The 19,505-nt window shown below is 74.6% G+C and carries 18 protein-coding genes; 15 read left to right on the top strand and 3 right to left on the bottom strand.

All coding sequences use genetic code 11. The features are described from left to right. Positions 1-9: 9 nt before the first annotated feature. The 4 genes from BMX65_RS13065 to BMX65_RS13050 all read left to right on the top strand — a co-directional run bounded on the left by BMX65_RS13065 (position 10) and on the right by BMX65_RS13050 (position 4,611). On the top strand, positions 10-1,413 hold the full coding sequence (locus BMX65_RS13065) for an aldehyde dehydrogenase family protein (RefSeq protein ID WP_075000418.1): 1,404 nt from the start codon (positions 10-12) through the stop codon (positions 1,411-1,413). Further along, positions 1,410-2,204 (top strand): 3-oxoacyl-ACP reductase, encoded by a 795-nt coding sequence (locus BMX65_RS13060; RefSeq protein WP_075000417.1) that lies wholly within the window; start codon positions 1,410-1,412, stop codon positions 2,202-2,204. The genes BMX65_RS13065 and BMX65_RS13060 overlap by 4 nt, the downstream gene beginning before the upstream one ends. A gap of 129 nt (positions 2,205-2,333) precedes the next feature. Beyond that, on the top strand, positions 2,334-3,623 hold the full coding sequence (locus BMX65_RS13055; protein ID WP_075000416.1) for an HAD family hydrolase: 1,290 nt from the start codon (positions 2,334-2,336) through the stop codon (positions 3,621-3,623). A gap of 88 nt (positions 3,624-3,711) precedes the next feature. Continuing rightward, positions 3,712-4,611, top strand: coding sequence for a DUF2510 domain-containing protein (locus tag BMX65_RS13050; RefSeq protein ID WP_079171862.1), 900 nt, complete (start codon positions 3,712-3,714; stop codon positions 4,609-4,611). A gap of 52 nt (positions 4,612-4,663) precedes the next feature. On the opposite strand, the gene BMX65_RS13045 is transcribed toward BMX65_RS13050, so the two are convergent. Beyond that, the gene (locus BMX65_RS13045; RefSeq protein ID WP_075000414.1) at positions 4,664-5,878 is read right to left on the bottom strand and encodes an amino acid deaminase/aldolase; all 1,215 of its coding nucleotides are present in this window, start codon (positions 5,876-5,878) and stop codon (positions 4,664-4,666) included. A 242-nt stretch (positions 5,879-6,120) separates the two neighbouring features. On the opposite strand from BMX65_RS13045, the gene BMX65_RS33510 reads away from it, so the two are divergent. Continuing rightward, on the top strand, positions 6,121-7,383 hold the full coding sequence (locus BMX65_RS33510) for a hypothetical protein (RefSeq protein WP_075000413.1): 1,263 nt from the start codon (positions 6,121-6,123) through the stop codon (positions 7,381-7,383). Next, positions 7,380-8,606 carry a type VII secretion-associated serine protease mycosin gene (mycP, locus tag BMX65_RS13035; RefSeq protein WP_075000412.1) on the top strand — a complete coding sequence of 409 codons (1,227 nt, stop codon included), beginning with the start codon at positions 7,380-7,382 and terminating at the stop codon, positions 8,604-8,606. Before BMX65_RS33510 ends, mycP begins: the two co-directional genes overlap by 4 nt. Here the strand turns inward: mycP and BMX65_RS13030 are convergent. Then, a complete protein-coding gene (locus tag BMX65_RS13030) occupies positions 8,530-9,420 on the bottom strand; it encodes a serine hydrolase (protein WP_239501872.1) in 891 nt (296 codons plus the stop codon). The two genes, mycP and BMX65_RS13030, sit on opposite strands and share 77 nt — an antisense overlap. A gap of 69 nt (positions 9,421-9,489) precedes the next feature. Here BMX65_RS13030 and BMX65_RS13025 point away from each other — a divergent pair, with 69 nt between their 5' ends. Together BMX65_RS13025 and BMX65_RS13020 are read left to right on the top strand one after the other, a co-directional pair. After that, complete coding sequence (locus BMX65_RS13025; RefSeq protein WP_075000411.1) at positions 9,490-10,269, top strand: SseB family protein; 780 nt, start codon at positions 9,490-9,492, stop codon at positions 10,267-10,269. Positions 10,270-10,409: 140 nt separating this feature from the next. Then, positions 10,410-11,174 carry an MIP family channel protein gene (locus BMX65_RS13020; RefSeq protein ID WP_075000410.1) on the top strand — a complete coding sequence of 255 codons (765 nt, stop codon included), beginning with the start codon at positions 10,410-10,412 and terminating at the stop codon, positions 11,172-11,174. A gap of 46 nt (positions 11,175-11,220) precedes the next feature. Here BMX65_RS13020 and BMX65_RS13015 read toward each other — a convergent pair whose 3' ends face one another. After that, positions 11,221-11,595, bottom strand: coding sequence for a DUF1844 domain-containing protein (locus tag BMX65_RS13015; RefSeq protein ID WP_075000409.1), 375 nt, complete (start codon positions 11,593-11,595; stop codon positions 11,221-11,223). Positions 11,596-11,983: 388 nt separating this feature from the next. Between BMX65_RS13015 and infC the strand changes: the two genes are divergently transcribed. The 7 genes from infC (at position 11,984) to pheT (ending at position 19,435) form a co-directional block, all read left to right on the top strand. Next, the gene (gene infC / locus BMX65_RS13010) at positions 11,984-12,664 is read left to right on the top strand and encodes a translation initiation factor IF-3 (RefSeq protein ID WP_388547745.1); all 681 of its coding nucleotides are present in this window, start codon (positions 11,984-11,986) and stop codon (positions 12,662-12,664) included. 101 nt (positions 12,665-12,765) lie between these two features. Then, the gene (gene rpmI / locus BMX65_RS13005) at positions 12,766-12,960 is read left to right on the top strand and encodes a 50S ribosomal protein L35 (RefSeq protein WP_019360090.1); all 195 of its coding nucleotides are present in this window, start codon (positions 12,766-12,768) and stop codon (positions 12,958-12,960) included. A gap of 80 nt (positions 12,961-13,040) precedes the next feature. Continuing rightward, positions 13,041-13,424 carry a 50S ribosomal protein L20 gene (rplT, locus tag BMX65_RS13000; RefSeq protein ID WP_019360089.1) on the top strand — a complete coding sequence of 128 codons (384 nt, stop codon included), beginning with the start codon at positions 13,041-13,043 and terminating at the stop codon, positions 13,422-13,424. A 139-nt stretch (positions 13,425-13,563) separates the two neighbouring features. Beyond that, a complete protein-coding gene (locus BMX65_RS12995) occupies positions 13,564-14,367 on the top strand; it encodes a TrmH family RNA methyltransferase (protein ID WP_075000408.1) in 804 nt (267 codons plus the stop codon). A gap of 103 nt (positions 14,368-14,470) precedes the next feature. Next, positions 14,471-15,595, top strand: coding sequence for a sensor histidine kinase (locus tag BMX65_RS12990; RefSeq protein ID WP_075000407.1), 1,125 nt, complete (start codon positions 14,471-14,473; stop codon positions 15,593-15,595). Between the two features lie 163 nt (positions 15,596-15,758). Beyond that, entirely contained in the window at positions 15,759-16,880 is a 1,122-nt protein-coding gene (pheS, locus tag BMX65_RS12985) for a phenylalanine--tRNA ligase subunit alpha (RefSeq protein ID WP_075000406.1), read from the top strand. After that, positions 16,880-19,435 (top strand): phenylalanine--tRNA ligase subunit beta, encoded by a 2,556-nt coding sequence (gene pheT, locus BMX65_RS12980; RefSeq protein WP_075000405.1) that lies wholly within the window; start codon positions 16,880-16,882, stop codon positions 19,433-19,435. The genes pheS and pheT overlap by 1 nt, the downstream gene beginning before the upstream one ends. Positions 19,436-19,505 lie beyond the last annotated feature (70 nt).

Below are 19,505 nucleotides of genomic sequence, written 5' to 3'. Positions count from 1 at the left end.
ACCGACCGAGTGCAGCACGAGCAGCAAGAACCCACCCCGCCCCGAGCCGAGCAGCTCGACATCGTCAACCCGGCGACGGAGGAGGTGCTCACCACCGTCCCCGTCACCACCCCCGAGCAGGTCGACCGCGCGGTCGAACGCGCGTGTGCCGCGCAGGCCGCCTGGGCCGCACTCGCGCCCGCCGACCGGGCCCGGCTGCTGCGCCGGTTCGCGTCCGCCGTCGACGGGTGCATCGAGGAACTCGGCGTCCTGGAGATGCGCGAGGCCGGACACCCGCTGGGCAATGCCTGCGGCGAGGCGGCCAACGTGCGCGACCTGCTCGACTACGCCGCAGGCGGGGTCGAGCGCCTGACGGGGCAGCAGATCCCGGTCGCGGGCGGCGTGAACCTCACCTTCGCGGAACCGCTGGGCGTGGTCGCCGTGATCGCCCCGTGGAACTTCCCCATGCCGATCGCCGCCTGGGGCAGCGCGCCCGCGCTGGCCGCGGGGAACGCGGTGCTCCTCAAACCCGCCGAGGACACCCCGCTGACCGCGCTGCGGCTGGCCGAACTGGCACTGGAGGCCGGACTGCCCGAAGGGCTCTTCCAGGTGCTGCCGGGGGAGGGGGCCGTCACCGGCACGGCGCTGGTCGACCATCCGCGGGTGGCCAAGGTCGTCTTCACCGGCTCCACCGCCGTCGGCAAGAGCGTCATGGCCCGCTGCGCGCAGTCCGTGAAGCGCGTCACCCTCGAACTCGGCGGCAAGAGCCCCAACATCGTCTTCGCCGACGCCGACCTGGAGCGCGCCGCGGCCGCCGCGCCCGGCTCCTTCCTCGACAACACCGGCCAGGACTGCTGCGCGCGCAGCCGCATCCTGGTCCAGCGCAGCGTGCACGACCGGTTCCTGGAGCTCCTGGAGCCCGCGGTGCACGCCTTCCGGGCCGGCGATCCCGCCGACCGGGCCACGGCCATGGGCCCGCTCATCTCGGCCCGCCAGCGGGAGCGCGTGCGCGGATACGTCCCCGAGGAGACGCCCGCGCTCATCCGCGGCAGCGTCCCCGAAGGCCCCGGCTACTGGTACCCGGCCACGGTGCTGGCGCACGCCGAGGGGCAGCGCGCCGCGGTGGAGGAGGTCTTCGGACCCGTCGCCGTCCTCGTCCCCTTCGAGGACGAGGACGAGGCGGTGCGGCTGGCCAACGACACCGACTACGGGCTCTCCGGCTCGGTCTGGACCCGGGACAGCGGCCGCGCGCTGCGCGTCTCGCGCGGGGTCGCGGCCGGCAATCTGTCCGTCAACTCGCACAGCAGCGTGCGCTACTCCACCCCCTTCGGCGGCTACAAGCAGTCCGGACTCGGCCGGGAACTCGGCCCCGACGCGCTCGCCGCCTTCACCGAGACCAAGAACGTCTTCATCAGCACCGAGGAGAGCCAGTGAGCGCCACCGAGAACGAGACCGCCGTGTGCCGCCGCCTGGTCGGGCGTACCGCCGTGGTCACCGGCGCGGGCAGCGGCATCGGCCTCGCCACCGCCCGCCGCCTCGCCTCCGAGGGAGCGAACGTCGTCTGCGCCGACGTGGACGCCGAGCGCGGCGAGGCCGCGGCCCAGGAGGTCGGCGGCCGGTACGTCGCCGCGGACGTCACCGACCCCGACCAGGTCGAGGCGCTGTTCCGGACCGCGCACGAGACCTACGGCTCGGTCGACATCGCCTTCAACAACGCGGGCATCTCCCCGCCCGACGACGACTCGATCCTGGAGACCGGCCTGGAGGCGTGGCAGCGCGTCCAGCACGTCAACCTCACCTCGGTGTACCTGTGCTGCAAGGCAGTGCTGCCGTACATGCGTGCCCAGGGGCGGGGCTCCATCATCAACACCGCCTCCTTCGTCGCGGTGATGGGTGCCGCCACCTCGCAGATCAGCTACACCGCCTCCAAGGGCGGGGTGCTGGCGATGTCCCGTGAGCTGGGCGTCCAGTTCGCCCGCGAGGGCATCCGGGTGAACGCGCTGTGCCCCGGCCCGGTGAACACCCCGCTCCTCAAGGAGCTGTTCGCCAAGGACCCGGAGCGGGCGCAGCGGCGGCTGGTGCACGTGCCGGCGGGCCGGTTCGCCGAGGCGGAGGAGATCGCCTCGGCGGTCGCCTTCCTGGCCAGCGACGACTCCTCGTTCGTGAACGCGGCGGAGTTCCTGGTCGACGGCGGCATCGCGGGCGCCTACGTCACCCCGCAGTAGCGGCCTGCTCCGGCCCGCCCGCCGCTCCCGCACGGGAGACGCGGCGCGGCGGGCGGGCCGGAGCGGCACGCACCCGCTATCGATGTAGCGTGCACAGAGTCACTGTCGACAGCCCAGGAGGGGCGCCCTATGCGCAGCAGATCCGTCCTGACCGGCCTCACCACGGCTGCGGCCCTCGCCGCGACCCTCTCGCCCGTCCCGGCGCAAGCGGCAGCCGGACACGGCGGCGGCCGCCACTGCCCCCAGCTCTCCACCGAACTCCCCTGGCACGGCGCCAACCGGGCCAAGCTGCAGCGCACCATCGACGAACGCGGTACCTGCTCGGGACACCTGCGCGGCGGCACCCGCCGTCCGGTCGCCGCGTTCGACTGGGACAACACCCTCGTCAAGAACGACTCGACGGACGCCACCATCGCCTGGGCCCTGCGGCACGACAAGATCCTGCGCCCCGAGCGCTGGTCCGACACCAGCAAGTGGCTGACCCCCGCCGCCGACCGGGCGCTCACCGAGGCGTGCGGCACCGACGTGCCGGTGGGGCACCCGCTGCCCACCTCGACCGACGACGCGTGCGCCGACGAGATCCTGCAGGTACGCGGCGAGGCCGAGACGATGGCCGGCGAGGAGGCGTTCGCCGGGAAGTGGAACCACCGGCGCACGGTTCCCCAGTACGCCTGGGTCCCGCAGCTCTTCGCGGGCCACACCGTGCCGGAACTGCGCTCCTACGCCAGGGCGGCGCGCGACGAGGCCCTGGCGGCCCCCGTCGGCAGCACGCAGCGGGTGGGCACCCACACTGTGCCCGCCTACAGCCGCTACTACGAGCAGCAGCAGGACCTGATCCGCACGCTGAAGAAGGCCGGTTTCGAGGTCTACGTCGTCTCGGCGGGCTCCGAACCGGTGGCCGAGGAGTGGGCGCGCGGTGTCGGCATCGACCGCCGGCACACCTTCGCCATCCGCAGTGTGGTCGAGCACGGCCGGATCACCACCTGGACCGAGGGCTGCGGCGGGATGCCCCGCAGCAAGGGGGAGATGATCCCCTACATCGAGGGCAAGCGCTGCGTGATCAACCAGGAGATCTTCGGCATCGACGGGCCCCGGGCGTGGCAGAAGCAGGACCGGCGGCACCGGATCGCGATCGGCGGCGGTGACGCGGACACCGACGTCACCTTCGTCGGCGACGCGACGGGCACCCATCTGGTGCTCAACCGCAACAAGCCGGAGATCATGTGCCGCGGCTACGACGACGCCGACGGACGCTGGGCGGTGAACCCGATGTTCATCGAACCGCTGCCCCGCAAGCGGGAGCCCTACCCGTGCTCCACCGAGGGCTTCACCCGTCCCGACGGCTCGCTCGGTCCGGTGCGCAGGAACGACGGTTCGATCGTCCCGGACCAGTTCGACACCGCCCACGGCGCGGCGTAGGCGTACCGGGGGTGCGGGTCCGCGGACCCGCACCTCCGGGGGCGCCCGGCGGCCTCGTACGTCTGTGCCCTAGGGTGCGGGCGTGAGCATGACGACCCCTCCCGGCTGGTATCCCGATCCCGGACAGACGCCCCCGCTTCCGCCCCAGCAGCGCTGGTGGGACGGCAGCGCCTGGACCCAGCACACCCGGCCCGCCGCGGGCGCCGCCGGGCCGGGAGTCAGGAAGGCCGGGCGCGGTCCGCTCGTCGCGGGCATCGCCGGAGCGGTCGTGCTGGTCGCCGCCCTCGCCGTGGGCGGGGTGCTGCTGGCGGGCGGTTCGGACGACGAGGAGCCCAAGGCCGCCTCCAGTTCCTCCCCGTCGCCGGAGGCCACCGGACCCGACGGCAAGGACGACCCGCACGGCGACCACGGCGGTCAGGACTCCCCGGCGCCGGAGAGCTCACCCGGTGACGTCGTCCCCGAACCCGGGCTCGGCGTCGGGCTGACCGTCCCCGAGGGGTGGGAGCGGCCCGACCCCGATTCCGGCTTCGTCGCGCACCGGACCGCGTACCGCTGCCCCGGGCAGGAGACGAACTGTGTACGCGGCGGCGCGAAGCTGCTGCCCGTCTCCAGCGGCTGGGAGGGCGAGAAGGCGCTCAAGGAGGCCGCAGAGCTCCAGGTGGCCAAGAACGCGAAGCAGTCGTACTCCAAGAAGGCGTACGGCGGCATCACCGAGCACAAGGTCGTGGAGTCCGGCGCGGTCACGGTCGCCGGCCGGCCGGGATACCGCGTCCGCTGGCGGGTGGAGAACAAGCTGGAGCCGGACGCCTACGTCGAGGCCGTGGTCTTCCGCTCACCGCACCTCAAGAACGAGATCCTCGCGCTGTGGAGCAGCGTCGACATCGCGCCCGGGGCGCCTCCCGCCTCCGATCTGGACGAGTTGCGCAAGGGCGTGGTCCGCACCGGGCTGGGCGAGGGCGCCGACGACGGCAACCGCGAGGCCGTCTGACGGCGGACCCGGGCGACCCTCCGGTGCCGAGTCCCCCGCCGCCGCCCCTCCCTCACAGGAACGTCAGGCCCTCACCCCGGTAGGTGGGCACCGTGTCCGTCACCCGGTCGCCCTCCACCAGGTGCAGCGTCGCGAACCGCTCGCACAGCTCACCGGCCTTGGCGTGCCGGAACCACACCTTGTCCCCGATCAGCAGGTCGTCGGCGGGCGGACCCAGCAGCGGGGTCTGCACCTCGCCGGGCCCCTCCTGCGGGTCGTAGCGCAGCCCCGCGGGCAGATACACCTCGGGCAGCCGGTCGCGCCCCGCGACACCGGAGGCCGGATAGCCGCCACCGAGCACGGTGACCACGCCCACCCCCGGCCTGCGCACCACCGGCAGGGCGAACAGCGCGGCGGGGCGGCCGGTGAAGGAGGTGAAGTTGTCGAACAGCCGCGGCACGTAGAGCCCCGAGCCGGCCGCGACCTCCGTCACCGCCTCCTCGGCCGCCGTGTGCTGCACGCTGCCCGTACCGCCGCCGTTGACGAACTCCAGGTCCGGCGCCACCGCGCGGACCGCCCGCACGGCCGCCGAGCGGCGTGCCGCAAGCTCGCGGCGGGCCGTCCGCTGCATCAGCCGCACCGCGCGCGAGCGCAACGCGGCGCCGGGCACCGCGTCGCCCACGCCCGCCACATGCCCCTCGTAGGCCATCAGGCCGACCAGCCGGAAGCCGGGGCGCCGCTGCACGGTGCGCGCGAGTTCGGCGAGCTCGGCGGGGGAGTGCAGCGGGGAGCGGCGGGCACCGACCCGGATCCGGCCGCCCAGCAGCCGCAGCGAGGTGTCCAGTTCGAGGCAGACCCGGATCGGCTCGGTGCCGCCGTCCCGCGCCGCGTCGATCAGGGCGAGCTGCGCGGGGTCGTCCACCATCACGGTCACCGCGGCGGCCAGCTTCGGGTCCGAGGCCAGCTCCGCGTAACCGGCGCGGTCGGCCGACGGGTAGGCCAGCAGCACGTCCTCGACGCCCGACCTGGCCAGCCACAGCGACTCGGCGAGGGTGTAGCCCATCACTCCGCGGAACCCGTCCTTGGCCAGCACCCGTTCCAACAGGGCGCGGCAGCGGACCGACTTGCTGGCCACCCGCAGCGGTTTGCCGCCGGCCCGCCGTACGAGATCGTCCGCGTTGGCGTCGAACGCCGCCAGGTCGACGAGCGCGAGGGGCGCGTCGAGACGGGCGGTCGCACGGTCGTACCGGGCGCGGTCGGTGGCGGGAGCGGCAGTCGTATCGAACACTCTCGCAGCTTGCCAGAGGCGCACGCGCCCGCACAGCCCCGGAGTGCCGCAACACCCCCGCCGCCCCGCCCCGTCGAGGGCGTCAGCACAGCTCGGCCGGGTTGCCGTCCCTCCCGGTGCGCACCGTAGAGTGACGCCGCACGCCGCAGCACGCACGCGGCGAACAGGTCACCGCGGCCACGACGAACACGTCCGCTCGAACCGGCGTTCGTGCGGGGCGGTATCGCACGGAGGGGGCGCACATGAGCACCGACGCCGACCGCGCTGCCGTCCCCGAGCCCCCCGCCGCCCCGCCCCGGCCCGCGGCTCCGCCGCATCCGAGCGCCCCGCCGCTCCCGGCCGCCCCGCCGCCTCCCGCCGCCGCGCCGACTGCTGCTGCCGCCGCCGCGGCCGGTGCCGCCGCGGGGCCGGAGAGCGCTCCTGCCGAGCCGGGTTCCGGTCCGGGCCGCGAGCCGGGTTCCGGGACCGGCCGGGAGCCCGGTTCCGGGACGCAGCGCACCGCCACCTTCGTACCGGTCCAGCGGCCCGCCGCACCGGCCACCTCGCCCACCGGCCTGCCGCCCGCGCCGAGGGGTCCCGCCAGGCCGCGCCCGACGCTGCCCGCCGTGCGCTTCGGGCACTCTCCGCTGACGGTGCGTTCGCTCGCCGTCGCCGTCTGCCTCGTGCTCGGCGTCGGGCTGCTGGGCGGCGCGGCCGCCGGGACGCTGCTGTCCGGGGACGAGGCGGCACGGCACACGGTGGCCGCCGGGTTCGACGGGGCCCGCGCCGCCTGGCACGAGATCCCGGTGGACGACCTGTTCCCGCGCACCCTGGACGGGAAGGGCGCCGGACCCGGCGGCGCCGACCGGCGCTGGACCCGTGTCGCGGTGGCCCCCGACAGCGGCTGCGCGCACGCCTTCGACCCGCTGCTGGCCAAGGCGCTCACCCCGGTCGGCTGTGCCCGGCTGGTGCGGGCCACCTACGCCGACGAGACCTCCAGCAGCGTCACCACGGTCGGGCTGATGTTCACCGAGGCCGACCCGGCCGCCATGCGGGACCTGCGGCAGCGGTTCGCCGCCCAGAACCTCGGCCAGCGCACCGATCTGATGCCCCGTCCGTACGCCGCCCGCGGCACGGTCGCCGCCGACTTCGGCGACGCGCAGCGCGCCAGTTGGACGGTGCACGTGCTCCGCGACGCGCCAGTCGTGGTCTACTCCGTCTCCGGCTTCGCCGACGGCCGCGTCGTCACCGACCCGCAGTCGGCGAACGACGCCACCCGCAAGGCGGAGACCTCGGCCGCGGCCCAGGCCGGGCTCGGCCACGAGGCCCAGGGCATCGCCGACCGGATCGAGCGGCGGCTGCGCGAGGCCACGGTCCGGCGGGAGTCCGGCGACGCCGACACGGAGGCGAAGGGCGGCCGGGGCACCGAGGACCGGGACCGGGCCGGTCAGGATGCCGCCGGCGGCCACGCCGGCGGCCACGCCGGCGGCAGGGACGACGGTGACGGCGAGGGCGGGAGCCGATGAAGCCTCTTCTGCGCACGCTGCTGCCCCTGCTGTGCACCGTGCTGGCGCTCGGTCCGCTCACCGCGGGAACGGCCCACGCGCGGGGTGCCGGCCTCCAGGAGAAGGAGTGGGCGCTGGACGCGCTGCATGCCCGGGAGGCGTGGAAGACCACCAAGGGCCGCGGCGTCACCGTCGCCGTCCTGGACACCGGCGTCGACGCCGACCACCCCGACCTGCACCGCAACGTCCGCTCCGGCACGGACATGGTCGGCATGGGCGCCGGGAAGGGCGACCGCGCCTGGGCCCGGCACGGTACCGCCATGGCCGGGATCATCGCCGGGCACGGCCACGGCAAGGACGGCAAGGACGGGGTGCTCGGCATCGCGCCCGAGGCCCGCATCCTGCCGGTCCGGGTGCTGCTGGAGGAGAAGGACCCGCAGCGTGCCGAGGCCCGCGACCGGCGCAAGACCGCGCTGGCCGACGGCATCCGCTGGGCCGCCGACCACGGCGCCGACGTCATCAACCTCTCGCTCGGGGACGACAGCGACTCCGCGCACCCCGACGCCGGCGAGGACGCCGCCGTCCGCTACGCGCTGCGCAAGGGCGCCGTGGTCGTCGCCTCGGCCGGCAACGGAGGGGAGGACGGCGACCACATCTCCTACCCCGCCGCCTACCCCGGGGTGATCGCCGTGGCCGCGGTCGACCGCAACGGCGCGCGGGCCTCCTTCTCCACCCGCCGCTGGTACGCCACCGTGGCCGCGCCGGGCCAGGACATCCTCATCGCCGACCCCGACCGCAGCTACTACCAGGGCTGGGGGACCAGCGCCGCCGCGGCCTTCACCTCCGGCGCCGTCGCGCTGGTGCGGGCCGCCCACCCCGAGCTGAGCCCGGCGCAGATCAAGGAGCTGATCTCGGACACGGCCGGGCACACCCCGGAGGGCGGGCGCAGTGACGCGGTGGGCACCGGCGTGGTGGACCCGGCGGCGGCCATCGAGGTGGGCTCCCACATCGAGCCGCGCGCCCAGCGGCCGTCCGTGGGTTCGTACCGCAAGGAGTACTTCGGCTCCGCGCGGCCCGGGGACGAGGGGGGACCCGGCTGGTTCGCGATCCTGGCGGGCGCGGCGGGGGCCGTGCTGATCGGGACGGCCCTCGCCGTGCACCGCGGGTTCACTCCCCGGATTCCGGCCCGGCTGCTCCGCCGCTCCGCGCGGCCGGTTCCCGGTCCCGGTCCGCCCGGTCCGTGAGCCCCCGCACCGCGGCGCGGGCGGCGCGCTCCACCGCGGCGACGCCCTCCTGCCGGGTGGTGTGCCCGTCCGAGAGCACCGCCAGCAGCCAGGGGCGGCCCGCCGCGGTCACCCGCCCCACGCTGCTGATCACCCACAGCCCGGTCGCCGTGCGCGGCAGCCAGCCGTTCTTCACCTCGCCCTGCGGCACCCCGGGCACGTCGTCACCCGGGTCGGCGGCCGCGGTGACACCCCAGCGCTGTGCGGGGACGACGCGGCCCATCAGATGTCGCACCCACTGCCGCGCCCACGGCGCGAGCACCTCCCGCCGCGGCCCGCGGCCGTGCACGGCACGCAGCAGCGCGAGCTGGTCCGCGGCCGTGGTCGTGCTCAGCCCCCAGCGCCCGTCCGGGGCCGCGCGGGTGCGGGCCGTCCCCAGCAGCCGTCCGGCCGCGGTGACGCCCGCGGCGCCTCCGGCGGCCTGCCACAGCGCGTTCGCCGCGGTGTTGTCGCTGCGCTCGATCATCGCGGCGGCCCACGCCCGTTCCTGAGCCGTCACCTCCCGCGCCGGGTGTCCGAGCGCGCCCTGCGCCCGCAGCGCCAGCGCCGCGAGGATGTGCACCTTCATCACGCTCGCCGCGACGAACACCTCGTCCGCGCCCCTGGCCACCGCCCCCGGTGCGCCCTCCAGCGGCTGCGCGGCCACGGACAGCCGCGCCGGGGGAGCCGGCTCGGGAAGCCGCACCGCATCCCGCTGCCCCGCCGCCCGCGCGCGGTCCGGCTGCGGGCGGCCCCCCTCCGGCGCGCCGCCCGCCGTCCCTCCTCGCGCGTTCATCCCGCCGACGCTACCGGTGCCTGCCCCCTCCCGCAGCCCGGCCTTCCCGGCACCCGATACGCTCGGTGCGTGGCGCTCAAGAACATTCCGGCATCGGCCTTCTCCCGTGACGACGGCACCGCCGATGCGGCGCTCGCCGAGGCGCTCGCCGCCTGGCAGGCCGGGGGCCGGGCACCGGGGGCCGAGCCCCGGATCCTCGAAGCGCTGCGCGAGGCGCGGCTCCTGGTCCCCGTCGTCGCCGTCCTCACCGAGGCCGAGACCGGCGAGGACGGGCTGCGTCGCGACAAGACCAGCGAGATGGCCGTCCCCACGCTGAACGCGCCCGGCGGGCGGCGGGCGCTGCCCGCCTTCACCTCCACCGAGGCGCTGTCCCGCTGGCGGCCGGACGCGCGTCCGGTGGCCGTTCCGCTGGGGCAGGCACTTCAGGCGGTCGCCCACGAGCAGGCGGACACGCTGCTCCTCGACCTGGCCGGTCCGGTGCCCTACGAGCTGACCGGGGCGGCGCTGCAGGCGCTGGCCGAGGGGCGGGTCCACACGTCGGTCTCGGCCGACCCCGCCGTCATCGGGGCGCTGCGTGCGGTGCTGGCGGCCGAGCCCGCGGTGCTCGGCGCCCATCTGGCACCGGGGGGTGCCGACGGCTCCGGGGACGGCGTTCTCGCCCTCGCACCGGCTCCGGGAGCAGAGGTCCAGGCCCTCGCCCAGCGGGTGGCCGGTGCGCTGGCGGCCGACGAGACGCTGCGCGCCCGGCTGACCCGGGGTCTCGACCTGGCGCTCCTGCCCCCGGGCAGTCCGCTGCCCGAGGCGGCCTTCTACCGAGCCGAGGGGACCGGGCCCGCCGACCCGGCCTGACGGGCGCGTCCGGTGCCGTCGGGGCGGGGCCGGCCGGGCCGCCCCGACGTGCGAGCCGGGCGGCCGCATCGGACACTCAGGAGGAATGCCGGGAATGTCCGACCCCCGGCCGTCTCCGACGACCCCCACGGGAGGTCGACATGCAGGTCAAGTCGCTCCAGGCCAGTCCGGAACAGCTCAGAGACCTGGAAGACAAGCCACAGCCGATCGCCGCGGAGTTCCTGGGCACACTGCTGCTGGTGTTCTTCGGCGTCGGTGCCGCCGTGCTGGCGGCCGAGTACGTCGGCTCGCTGGGTATCGCGCTCACGTTCGGCTTCGTGATGCTGGCCATGGCGTACGCCGTCGGCCCGATCTCCGGCTCCCACCTCAACCCCGCGGTGACGCTGGGGATGTTCCTGGCCGGGCGGCTGGATCTGGAACTGGCGGTCAAGTACTGGGTCTCGCAGCTCGTCGGCGGGATCGCGGGCGCCGCGCTGCTGTTCCTGGTCGCCAAGCAGGTGCCGGGCCTGGAGACGAGCGGAAGCTTCGGCAGCAACGGCTTCGGCGACCGCTCGGCGGTGCACATCAACACCGGCGGCGCCTTCGTCGCCGAGGTGGTGCTGACGTTCCTGTTCGTCTACACCGTGCTCGCCGTCACGCACAAGGTGGCGGTGGTCGGCTTCGACGGGCTGCCCATCGGTATCGCGCTGGCCGTCGTCCACCTGGTCGGCATCCCGCTGACCGGCACGTCGGTGAACCCGGCCCGGAGCCTGGGGCCCGCCCTCTTCGCGGGCGGCGCCGCCCTCACCCAGCTGTGGATGTTCATCGTCGCCCCGCTGGTGGGCGGGGCCGTGGCGGCCTATGTGCACGTGGTCACGCACCCGCAGCCCAACCGCCGGGCGCGCCGCGAGGCGAGGGTCGACTGACATGCGCGCGGCCCCGCGCGGCCCCGCGCGGCAGCGGTCCCGCTGCTCAGCCGTGCACGGGTCCGGTGTACTTCTCGCCGGGCCCCTGCCCCGGCTCGTCCGGGACGGTGGACGCCTCGCGGAAGGCGAGCTGGAGCGACTTGAGGCCGTCGCGCAGCGGTGCGGCGTGGTAGGAGCCGATCTCGGTGGCGCTCGCGGTGACGAGCCCGGCCAGCGCCTGGATCAGCTTGCGCGCCTCGTCCAGGTCCTTGTGCTGCGCGCCCTCCTCGGCCAGGCCGAGGTTGACGGCGGCGGAGCTCATCAGATGCACCGCCACGGTGGTGATCACCTCGACGGCCGGCACGTCCGCGATGTCGCGGGTCAGGTTGTCGAAGTCGGGGGTCTGACCGGAGGGCTCCCCGGCGGCTGCGGCGTCACTCATGCGGATCACCCTAAGCCCCCGCCGCTCCCGTATTGTCGTACGGTCCGCGCGGCCCGCCGCCGCACCGGCGGCAGGGCCCCGGCGCCGGTGCGACAGCCGGGGCCGGCGGGTCCGTCCGCGCCGCGGCGGGGGCCGGGCGGCGTTCCCGGCACCCGGCTGCTATGCTGGGACATCGACCGGCTGAAGTCCGTCCCCGCCGCCAGCGACAGGGACCGCCTCCAGCCCGCAAGTGGAGGCTCCGTTCTCCCACCTGGTGGCCCTTCGGGCCGCGGGTCAAAGGTCAGGCTGCGCCCCGCGGATTCCGCGGCGGTGCTCCCGGTCCATGAGGAGCCCCGCCTGTGACCCGTCCGGGGCGTTTTTCGCGTCCGCGTGCGGTGGTCACCAACTGATTACAGACTCATGCGCGGCCGTCCGCCAGACGCTCGCGCGGTGTACCCGAGGAGGCCCCATCAGCGCCGAGCCCCGCATCAACGACCGCATTCGCGTCCCCGAGGTGCGACTCGTCGGTCCCAGCGGCGAGCAGGTCGGCATCGTGCCGCTTGCCAAGGCCCTGGAGCTCGCCCAGGAGTACGACCTCGACCTGGTCGAGGTCGCGGCGAACGCCCGTCCGCCGGTGTGCAAGCTCATGGACTACGGCAAGTTCAAGTACGAGTCGGCCATGAAGGCCCGTGAAGCGCGCAAGAACCAGGCGCACACGGTCATCAAGGAGATGAAGCTCCGGCCGAAGATCGATCCGCACGACTACGACACCAAAAAGGGTCACGTCGTCCGGTTCCTCAAGCAGGGTGACAAGGTCAAGATCACGATCATGTTCCGCGGTCGTGAGCAGTCCCGCCCCGAGCTGGGCTTCCGACTGCTGCAGCGGCTCGCGGACGACGTGGCGGACCTGGGCTTCGTGGAGTCCAACCCGAAGCAGGACGGCCGCAACATGATCATGGTTCTCGGTCCGCACAAGAAGAAGACCGAGGCGATGGCCGAGGCCCGCGAGGCGCAGGCCGCCCGCAAGGCGGAGCGTCAGCAGGGGGCCGCACCCGCTGAGGAGTCCGCCGAGGAGCCTGCCGAGGCGTGAGCACTCCCGGGGCACCCGCCCTGGAACCCGAAACGAACGAACCGCGCTTCCGCCTGCCCGCCGGGCACCGGGAGCGTCCCGACGAGGAGTGAGACGGCGACATGCCGAAGAACAAGACGCACAGTGGTGCCCGCAAGCGCTTCAAGGTCACCGGCTCCGGCAAGGTGATGCGCCAGCGCGCCGGCCGCCGCCACCTTCTCGAGCACAAGCCGTCCACGCTGACGCGCCGCCTTGCCGGCAAGACCGAAGCGGCCCCGGCCGACGCCAAGAAGATCAAGAAGCTTCTCGGCAAGTAAGTCCCCGCACGACCGGGACCCCATCGACTCGGGCCGGGCAGTGAAGCCCCTTCCCGGACCCGCCAACAAGGAGTAATCACGTGGCACGCGTCAAGCGGGCGGTCAACGCTCAGAAGAAGCGCCGGGCGATCCTGGACCAGGCCAGCGGCTACCGCGGCCAGCGGTCGCGCCTGTACCGCAAGGCGAAGGAGCAGGTCACCCACTCCTACGTCTACAACTACAACGACCGCAAGAAGCGCAAGGGCGACTTCCGTCAGCTGTGGATCCAGCGGATCAACGCCGCTGCCCGCGCCAACGGCATCACCTACAACCGCTTCATCCAGGGTCTGAAGGCCGCCTCCGTCGAGGTCGACCGCAAGATGCTGGCCGACCTCGCGGTCAACGACGCCGCGGCCTTCACCGCGCTGGTCGAGGTCGCGCAGAAGGCGCTGCCGAGCGACGTCAACGCGCCGAAGGCCGCCTGAACCTCCGGCTGACGCCGTCGACCCGACACCTTCGGCCCTGTCGCCGTACCCTCGCCGCCGTGGCTCCGCCGCGGCGGCGAGAGCTGTGTGCGGCGGCGGATGCTCCCCGCCCCTCCCCGAAAGTGAGCGAGCACCCTCCATGCCTCCCGAGTTGACCTCGCTGCGGTCGCCCCGCGTCGTCACGGCCCGCAAGCTCGGCAAGCGGAGCTTCCGCGGCAAGGAGCGGCGGTTCCTGGCCGAGGGGCCGCAGGCGGTGCGGGAGGCGCTGGAGCACCTGGTCGAGGTCTACGCGACGCCGGAGGCCGCCGACCGGCACGCGGATCTGCTGGACGCGGCCCGAGCGGCCCGTGTCCCGGTGCTCACCGCCTCGGACGAGGTGGTCGCGGAGATGTCCGACACCGTCACCCCGCAGGGCGTCGTGGGGCTCTGCCGCTTCGTCGACCGGCCCTTCGCCGAGATCGTGGCGGCCCGCCCCCGGCTGGTCGCCGTCCTCGCGCATGTGCGCGACCCCGGGAACGCGGGCACCGTGCTGCGCTGCGCCGACGCCGCCGGAGCCGACGCGGTGGTGCTGACCGACGCCTCGGTGGACCTGTACAACCCCAAGGCGGTGCGCTCCTCGGCCGGATCGCTCTTCCATCTGCCCGTCGCCGTCGGTGTCCCCGTCGAGGAGGCGGCCCGGGCGCTGTCCGGGGCCGGGGTGCGGGTGGTGGCCGCCGACGGCACCGGGGAGCGGGACCTGGACGAGGAACTGGACGCCGGGGCGATGGCCGGGCCCACCGCCTGGGTGTTCGGCAACGAGGCGTGGGGGCTGCCGGAGGCGACACGGGCGCTGGCGGACGCCGTGGTGCGGGTGCCGCTGCACGGCCGCGCCGAGAGCCTCAACCTCGCGACGGCCGCCGCCGTCTGCCTCTACGCCTCGGCGCGGGCCCAGCGTGCCCGCTGAAGTGCCCCTGTGCCCGCTCAGGTGCCACGCGGTCACCCAGAGCTAGTAGGGTGTCGCTCCCGGGCGCCGGGTACCGAGGGCGCCGGAGGAGGGGCGGAACGGCATGGACGTGCAGCCCGACGACCTGCCTGACGGACTCGTGGTCGCCGACGGCGCCGGGCGCGTCGTCTGCTTCAACGCCGCGGCGGCCCGCATCACCGGGCGGTCCCGGGAGGAGGCGCTGGGCAGTCCGCTGCACACCGCGCTCCCGCTGGAGGACCTGGACGGGCGCCGCTGGTGGCAGCTGACCGACCCGTACCGCGGGCCCGCGATCCGCACCGCGCAGCCCGAGCGGAACCTGCTGCTGCCCGGCGGCCACGAGGTGCTGGTCGCGGCGCGCTACGTAAGGAACCGCCCGTGCGGGCCCGTCGAGCGGGTCGTCGTCACGCTGCGCGGCACCGAGGCCAGGCGGCGCACCGAGCGCAGCCACGCGGAGCTGATCGCCACCGTCGCGCACGAGCTGCGCTCGCCGCTCACCTCCGTCAAGGGGTTCACCGCCACGCTGCTGGCCAAGTGGGAGCGCTTCACCGACGACCAGAAGCGGCTGATGCTGGAGACCGTCAACGCGGACGCCAACCGCGTCACACGGCTCATCGCCGAGTTGCTGGACATCTCCCGCATCGACTCCGGGCGGCTGGAGGTGCGCCGCCAGCGGCTCGACCTGCCGACTGTGGTGCGGCGGCACGTGGAGGCCCACATCGCCGCGGGTGAGCCCGCCTCCCGCTTCCGCACGGAGATCGCCGACTCGCTCCCCGACCTGTGGGCCGACCCCGACAAGATCGAGCAGGTGCTCGCCAACCTGCTGGAAAACGCGGTGCGGCACGGCGAGGGAACTGTCACCATCGAGGTCCGCCCCGCGTCGTCCCCGCGGGAGCCCGGTGCCGCCGGGACGGCCGTCACGGTCAGCGACGAGGGGCCAGGTATCCCGGAGGAGTCCATGAGCCGCGTGTTCACCCGCTTCTGGCGCGGCAGCAGGCGCGGGGGCACGGGCCTGGGCCTCTACATCGTCAAGGGCATCGTGGAGGCGCACGGCGGCGTGATCACCGTCGAACGGGCGCAGGGCGCCGACCGCGCCGAGGCCGCCCCGCGGCCGCAGGCCGGTGCGGGAGCCAGAGCCGAGGACGCGGGCGCGAGCGGGGCCCGGTTCCGATTTATCCTGCCCGTGGGCGCCCCGGCCTTCCTGGCCTGACACCGGACTTCACCGGCGCGCACGGGCCGACTCCGCAACCAGCACCGGAGGCCCGGCGGCCTCCGCGTGTCCGCCACCGGGCGGCCCCCCTTAGACTCGGGCCCCGGCACGCAGTCACCGGGCACGGGCGGGGCGCAGCCACCAATCGGAAACACGGGAAGAGATGTCGGCACCCAACAAGTCGTACGACCCAGTCGAGGTCGAGGCACTGAAACCGGAAGCGATCGACCGGGCCAGGGACGAGGCGCTCGACGCCGTCGCCGCCGCCGGGGATCTGGAGGCGCTGCGCGAGGTCAAGGCGGCGCACGCGGGGGACCGCTCCCCGCTGGCGCTGGCCAACCGCGAGATCGGCGCGCTGCCGCCGCAGGCCAAGGCGGAGGCGGGCAAGCGGGTCGGACAGGCCCGCGGGGCCGTCAACAAGGCCCTCAAGGCCCGGCAGGAGGAGCTGGAGCGCGAGCGCGACGAGCGCGTGCTGGTCGAGGAGGCCGTGGATGTCACGCTGCCCCACGACCGCCGTCCGGCCGGCGCCCGGCACCCGCTGACCACGCTGTCCGAGCGGATCGAGGACGTCTTCGTGGCGATGGGCTACGAGGTCGCCGAGGGGCCCGAGGTCGAGGCCGAGTGGTTCAACTTCGACGCGCTCAACCTGGACCCCGACCACCCGGCCCGCACCATGCAGGACACCTTCTTCGTGCAGGGTCCGGGCGGCGCCGAGGACTCCGGCGTGGTGCTGCGCACCCACACCTCACCGGTGCAGATCCGCTCGCTGCTGGAGCGCGAACTGCCCGTCTACGTCATCTGCCCCGGCCGGGTCTACCGCACCGACGAGCTGGACGCCACGCACACCCCCGTCTTCGGCCAGGTCGAGCTGCTGGCCGTCGACGAGGGGCTGACCATGGCCGACCTCAAGGGCACCCTCGACCACATGGTCTCGGCGCTGTTCGGGGAGGGGCTGGGCACCCGGCTGCGGCCGTCCTACTTCCCCTTCACCGAGCCCTCCGCCGAGATGGACATGGTGTGCTTCGTGTGCCGGGGCACCTCCGTGGGCGACCCGGAGCACCCCTGCCGTACCTGCAGCAGCGAGGGCTGGATCGAGCTGGGCGGCTGCGGCATGGTCAACCCGCGGGTGCTGACGGCCTGCGGTGTCGACCCCGAGCGCTACAGCGGGTTCGCCTTCGGGTTCGGCATCGAGCGGATGCTGATGTTCCGCCACAACGTCGAGGACATGCGAGACATGGTCGAGGGTGACGTGCGCTTCACCCTGCCGTTCGGGATGGAGATCTGATGCGGGCGCCGCTTTCGTGGCTCCGGGAGTACGTCGACCTGCCGGCTTCCGAGACCGGCCGGGACGTCGCGGCCAGGCTGATCGCGGCCGGGCTCGAGGTCGAGACGGTGGAGCGGACCGGTGCCGGGCTCAAGGGCCCGCTGGTGGTGGGCAGGGTGCTGGCCGTCGAGGAGCTGTCCGGGTTCAAGAAGCCCATCCGCTACTGCCAGGTGGACGTGGGCGGGGCGAACGGCACCGGGGAGCCGCAGAACCTCATCTGCGGGGCCACCAACTTCGCCGTCGGCGACAAGGTCGTCGTCGTGCTGCCGGGCGCCGTGCTGCCCGGCGGGTTCGAGATCAGCGCCCGGAAGACCTACGGGCACGTCTCGGAGGGCATGATCTGCTCCGAGCGGGAGCTGGGTCTGGGCGAGGACCACGGCGGGATCCTGGTGCTGCCGCCCGAGCACGAGGCCGGCACCGACGCGATCGAGCTGCTCGAACTCGTGGACGAGGTACTCGACATCGCGGTGACGCCCGACCGCGGCTACTGCCTCTCGCTGCGCGGCCTGGCCCGGGAGACGGCGACCGCCTACGGGCTGCCGCTGCGCGACCCGGCGCTGCTGGACGTGCCCCCGCCGACCGCGGACGGCTACCCGGTGCGGGTCGCCGACCCGCTGGGCTGCGACCGGTTCACCGCGCGCACCGTCTCCGGGCTGCGCCCCGGGGCCCGGTCCCCGATCTGGCTGCAGCGCAGGCTGCAGAAGGCCGGGATGCGCCCGGTCTCGCTGCCCGTCGACATCACCAACTACGTGATGCTGGAACTGGGCCAGCCGCTGCACGCCTACGACCGCTCCCGGGTCCAGGGCACCATCGGGGTGCGCCGCGCCGAGAGCGGCGAGAAGCTGATCACCCTCGACGGGGTCAAGCGCACGCTCGACGCCGGTGACCTGGTCATCACCGACGACCGCGGGCCCATCGGCCTGGCGGGCGTGATGGGCGGCGCCGACACCGAGATCGCCGATGCGGCCGCCGGTCCGGACGGTGCCACCGCCGCCGGTACGACGGACGTGGTGATCGAGGCCGCGCACTTCGACCCGGTCTCCGTCGCCCGCAGCGCACGCCGCCACAAGCTCTCCTCGGAGGCGTCGCGCCGCTTCGAGCGCGGCGTCGACCCGCAGGCGGCGGCAGCGGCGGCGCAGCGCACGGTCGACCTGCTCAAGCTCCTCGCGGGCGGCACGGCCGACCCGGGCGTCACCGAGATCACCACTCCCTCGGGGCCGCGTACGGTCCGGATGACCGCCGACCACCCCGACCGCGTCGCGGGCGTCGCCTACGGCCGTGAGACGGTCGTGCGCCGCCTCCAGCAGGTCGGCTGCGACGTCTACGGGAACACCGCGCCGTCCGGCACCCCGGGCGCGCCGGACGAGCTGACGGTCACCGTGCCGTCCTGGCGGCCGGACCTGACGGACCCGAACGACCTGGCCGAAGAGGTCGCCCGGCTGGAGGGCTACGAGAACCTGCCCGCCACGCTGCCCAGGCCGCTGCCGGGCCGCGGGCTGACCGAGCGCCAGCGGCTGCACCGCCGGGTCGGCCGGGCGCTGGCGGGCGCGGGCTATGTGGAGGCGCCGTCGTACCCGTTCGTCGGGGCCGCGGCCTTCGACGCGCTGGGCCTGGAGGCAGGCGACCCGCGGCGGCGCACCGTGCAGCTCGTCAATCCGCTCTCCGACGAGGAGCCCGGGCTGCGCACCACGCTGCTGCCCGGCCTGCTGGCCTCGCTGCGCCGCAACGACGGGCGCGGCAGCCACGACCTGGCGCTGTTCGAGACGGGTCTGGTCTTCCTGCCCACCGGCACCGGCGACGCCGCCGGGCGGCCCCCGGTCACCCGGCGGCCCACCCGGGAGGAGCTGGACGCGCTGGACGCCGCGCTGCCCGAGCAGCCCCGGCACGTGGCCGTCGTCCTGGCCGGTTCCCGGGAGCGCGCCGGATGGTGGGGCGCGGGCCGTCCCGCCACCTGGGCCGACGCCGTCGAGGCGGCGCGTACCGTGGCCGCCGAGGCGGGCGTGCGGCTCACCGTGGAGAGCGCCGCTCACGCGCCCTGGCACCCGGGGCGCTGCGCCGCGCTGCACGTGCTGCTGGACGGCGCGCCGGTGCCGGCCGGGCACGCCGGGGAGCTGCATCCGCGGGTGCTGAAGGCGCTGGGTCTGCCGGAGCGCACCTGCGCCATGGAGCTGGACCTCGACCTGGTCGAGCGGGCCGGAGGCGAGCCGGTGCGGGCTCCGCACGTGTCCACGTTCCCGGTGGCCACGCAGGACGTGGCCCTGGTCGTGGATGCGGCCGTCCCGGCCGCCGCGGTGGAGAGCGCGCTGCGGGCCGGTGCCGGCGAGCTGCTGGAGTCGCTGCGGCTGTTCGACGTCTTCACCGGCGAGCAGTTGGGCGCGGGCCGCAAGTCGCTGGCCTACGCGCTGCGCTTCCGGGCTCCGGACCGCACGCTCAAGGCCGAGGAGGCGTCCGCCGCGCGGGACGCGGCGGTCGCCGAGGCGGTCGAGCGGACGGGCGCGGTGCTGCGGGGCGCCTGACCGATTCTCGTCCCGGCGTTCGAGGGGACATCCGTCACCGGCGGATGTCCCCTCATCTTTTCGGGTGAGA

Source organism: Streptomyces qinglanensis, assembly GCF_900111245.1.
GTDB lineage: Bacteria > Actinomycetota > Actinomycetes > Streptomycetales > Streptomycetaceae > Streptomyces > Streptomyces qinglanensis.
The sequence above is the reverse complement of the archived record's forward strand: the minus strand, read 5'-3'. Positions and strand labels throughout refer to the sequence as shown.

What these genes read in the sequence shown, in the direction of transcription:
- BMX65_RS13055 (WP_075000416.1), top strand. Translation starts at nt 2,334, where the DNA reads ATGCGCAGCAGATCCGTCCTGACCGGCCTCACCACGGCTGCGGCCCTC.
- BMX65_RS13050 (WP_079171862.1), top strand. Translation starts at nt 3,712, where the DNA reads ATGACGACCCCTCCCGGCTGGTATCCCGATCCCGGACAGACGCCCCCG.
- BMX65_RS33510 (WP_075000413.1), top strand. Translation starts at nt 6,121, where the DNA reads ATGAGCACCGACGCCGACCGCGCTGCCGTCCCCGAGCCCCCCGCCGCC.
- mycP (WP_075000412.1), top strand. Translation starts at nt 7,380, where the DNA reads ATGAAGCCTCTTCTGCGCACGCTGCTGCCCCTGCTGTGCACCGTGCTG.
- BMX65_RS13030 (WP_239501872.1), bottom strand. Translation starts at nt 9,420, where the DNA reads ATGAACGCGCGAGGAGGGACGGCGGGCGGCGCGCCGGAGGGGGGCCGC.
- BMX65_RS13020 (WP_075000410.1), top strand. Translation starts at nt 10,410, where the DNA reads ATGCAGGTCAAGTCGCTCCAGGCCAGTCCGGAACAGCTCAGAGACCTG.
- BMX65_RS13015 (WP_075000409.1), bottom strand. Translation starts at nt 11,595, where the DNA reads ATGAGTGACGCCGCAGCCGCCGGGGAGCCCTCCGGTCAGACCCCCGAC.
- rpmI (WP_019360090.1), top strand. Translation starts at nt 12,766, where the DNA reads ATGCCGAAGAACAAGACGCACAGTGGTGCCCGCAAGCGCTTCAAGGTC.
- BMX65_RS12995 (WP_075000408.1), top strand. Translation starts at nt 13,564, where the DNA reads ATGCCTCCCGAGTTGACCTCGCTGCGGTCGCCCCGCGTCGTCACGGCC.
- BMX65_RS12990 (WP_075000407.1), top strand. Translation starts at nt 14,471, where the DNA reads ATGGACGTGCAGCCCGACGACCTGCCTGACGGACTCGTGGTCGCCGAC.
- pheS (WP_075000406.1), top strand. Translation starts at nt 15,759, where the DNA reads ATGTCGGCACCCAACAAGTCGTACGACCCAGTCGAGGTCGAGGCACTG.
- pheT (WP_075000405.1), top strand. Translation starts at nt 16,880, where the DNA reads ATGCGGGCGCCGCTTTCGTGGCTCCGGGAGTACGTCGACCTGCCGGCT.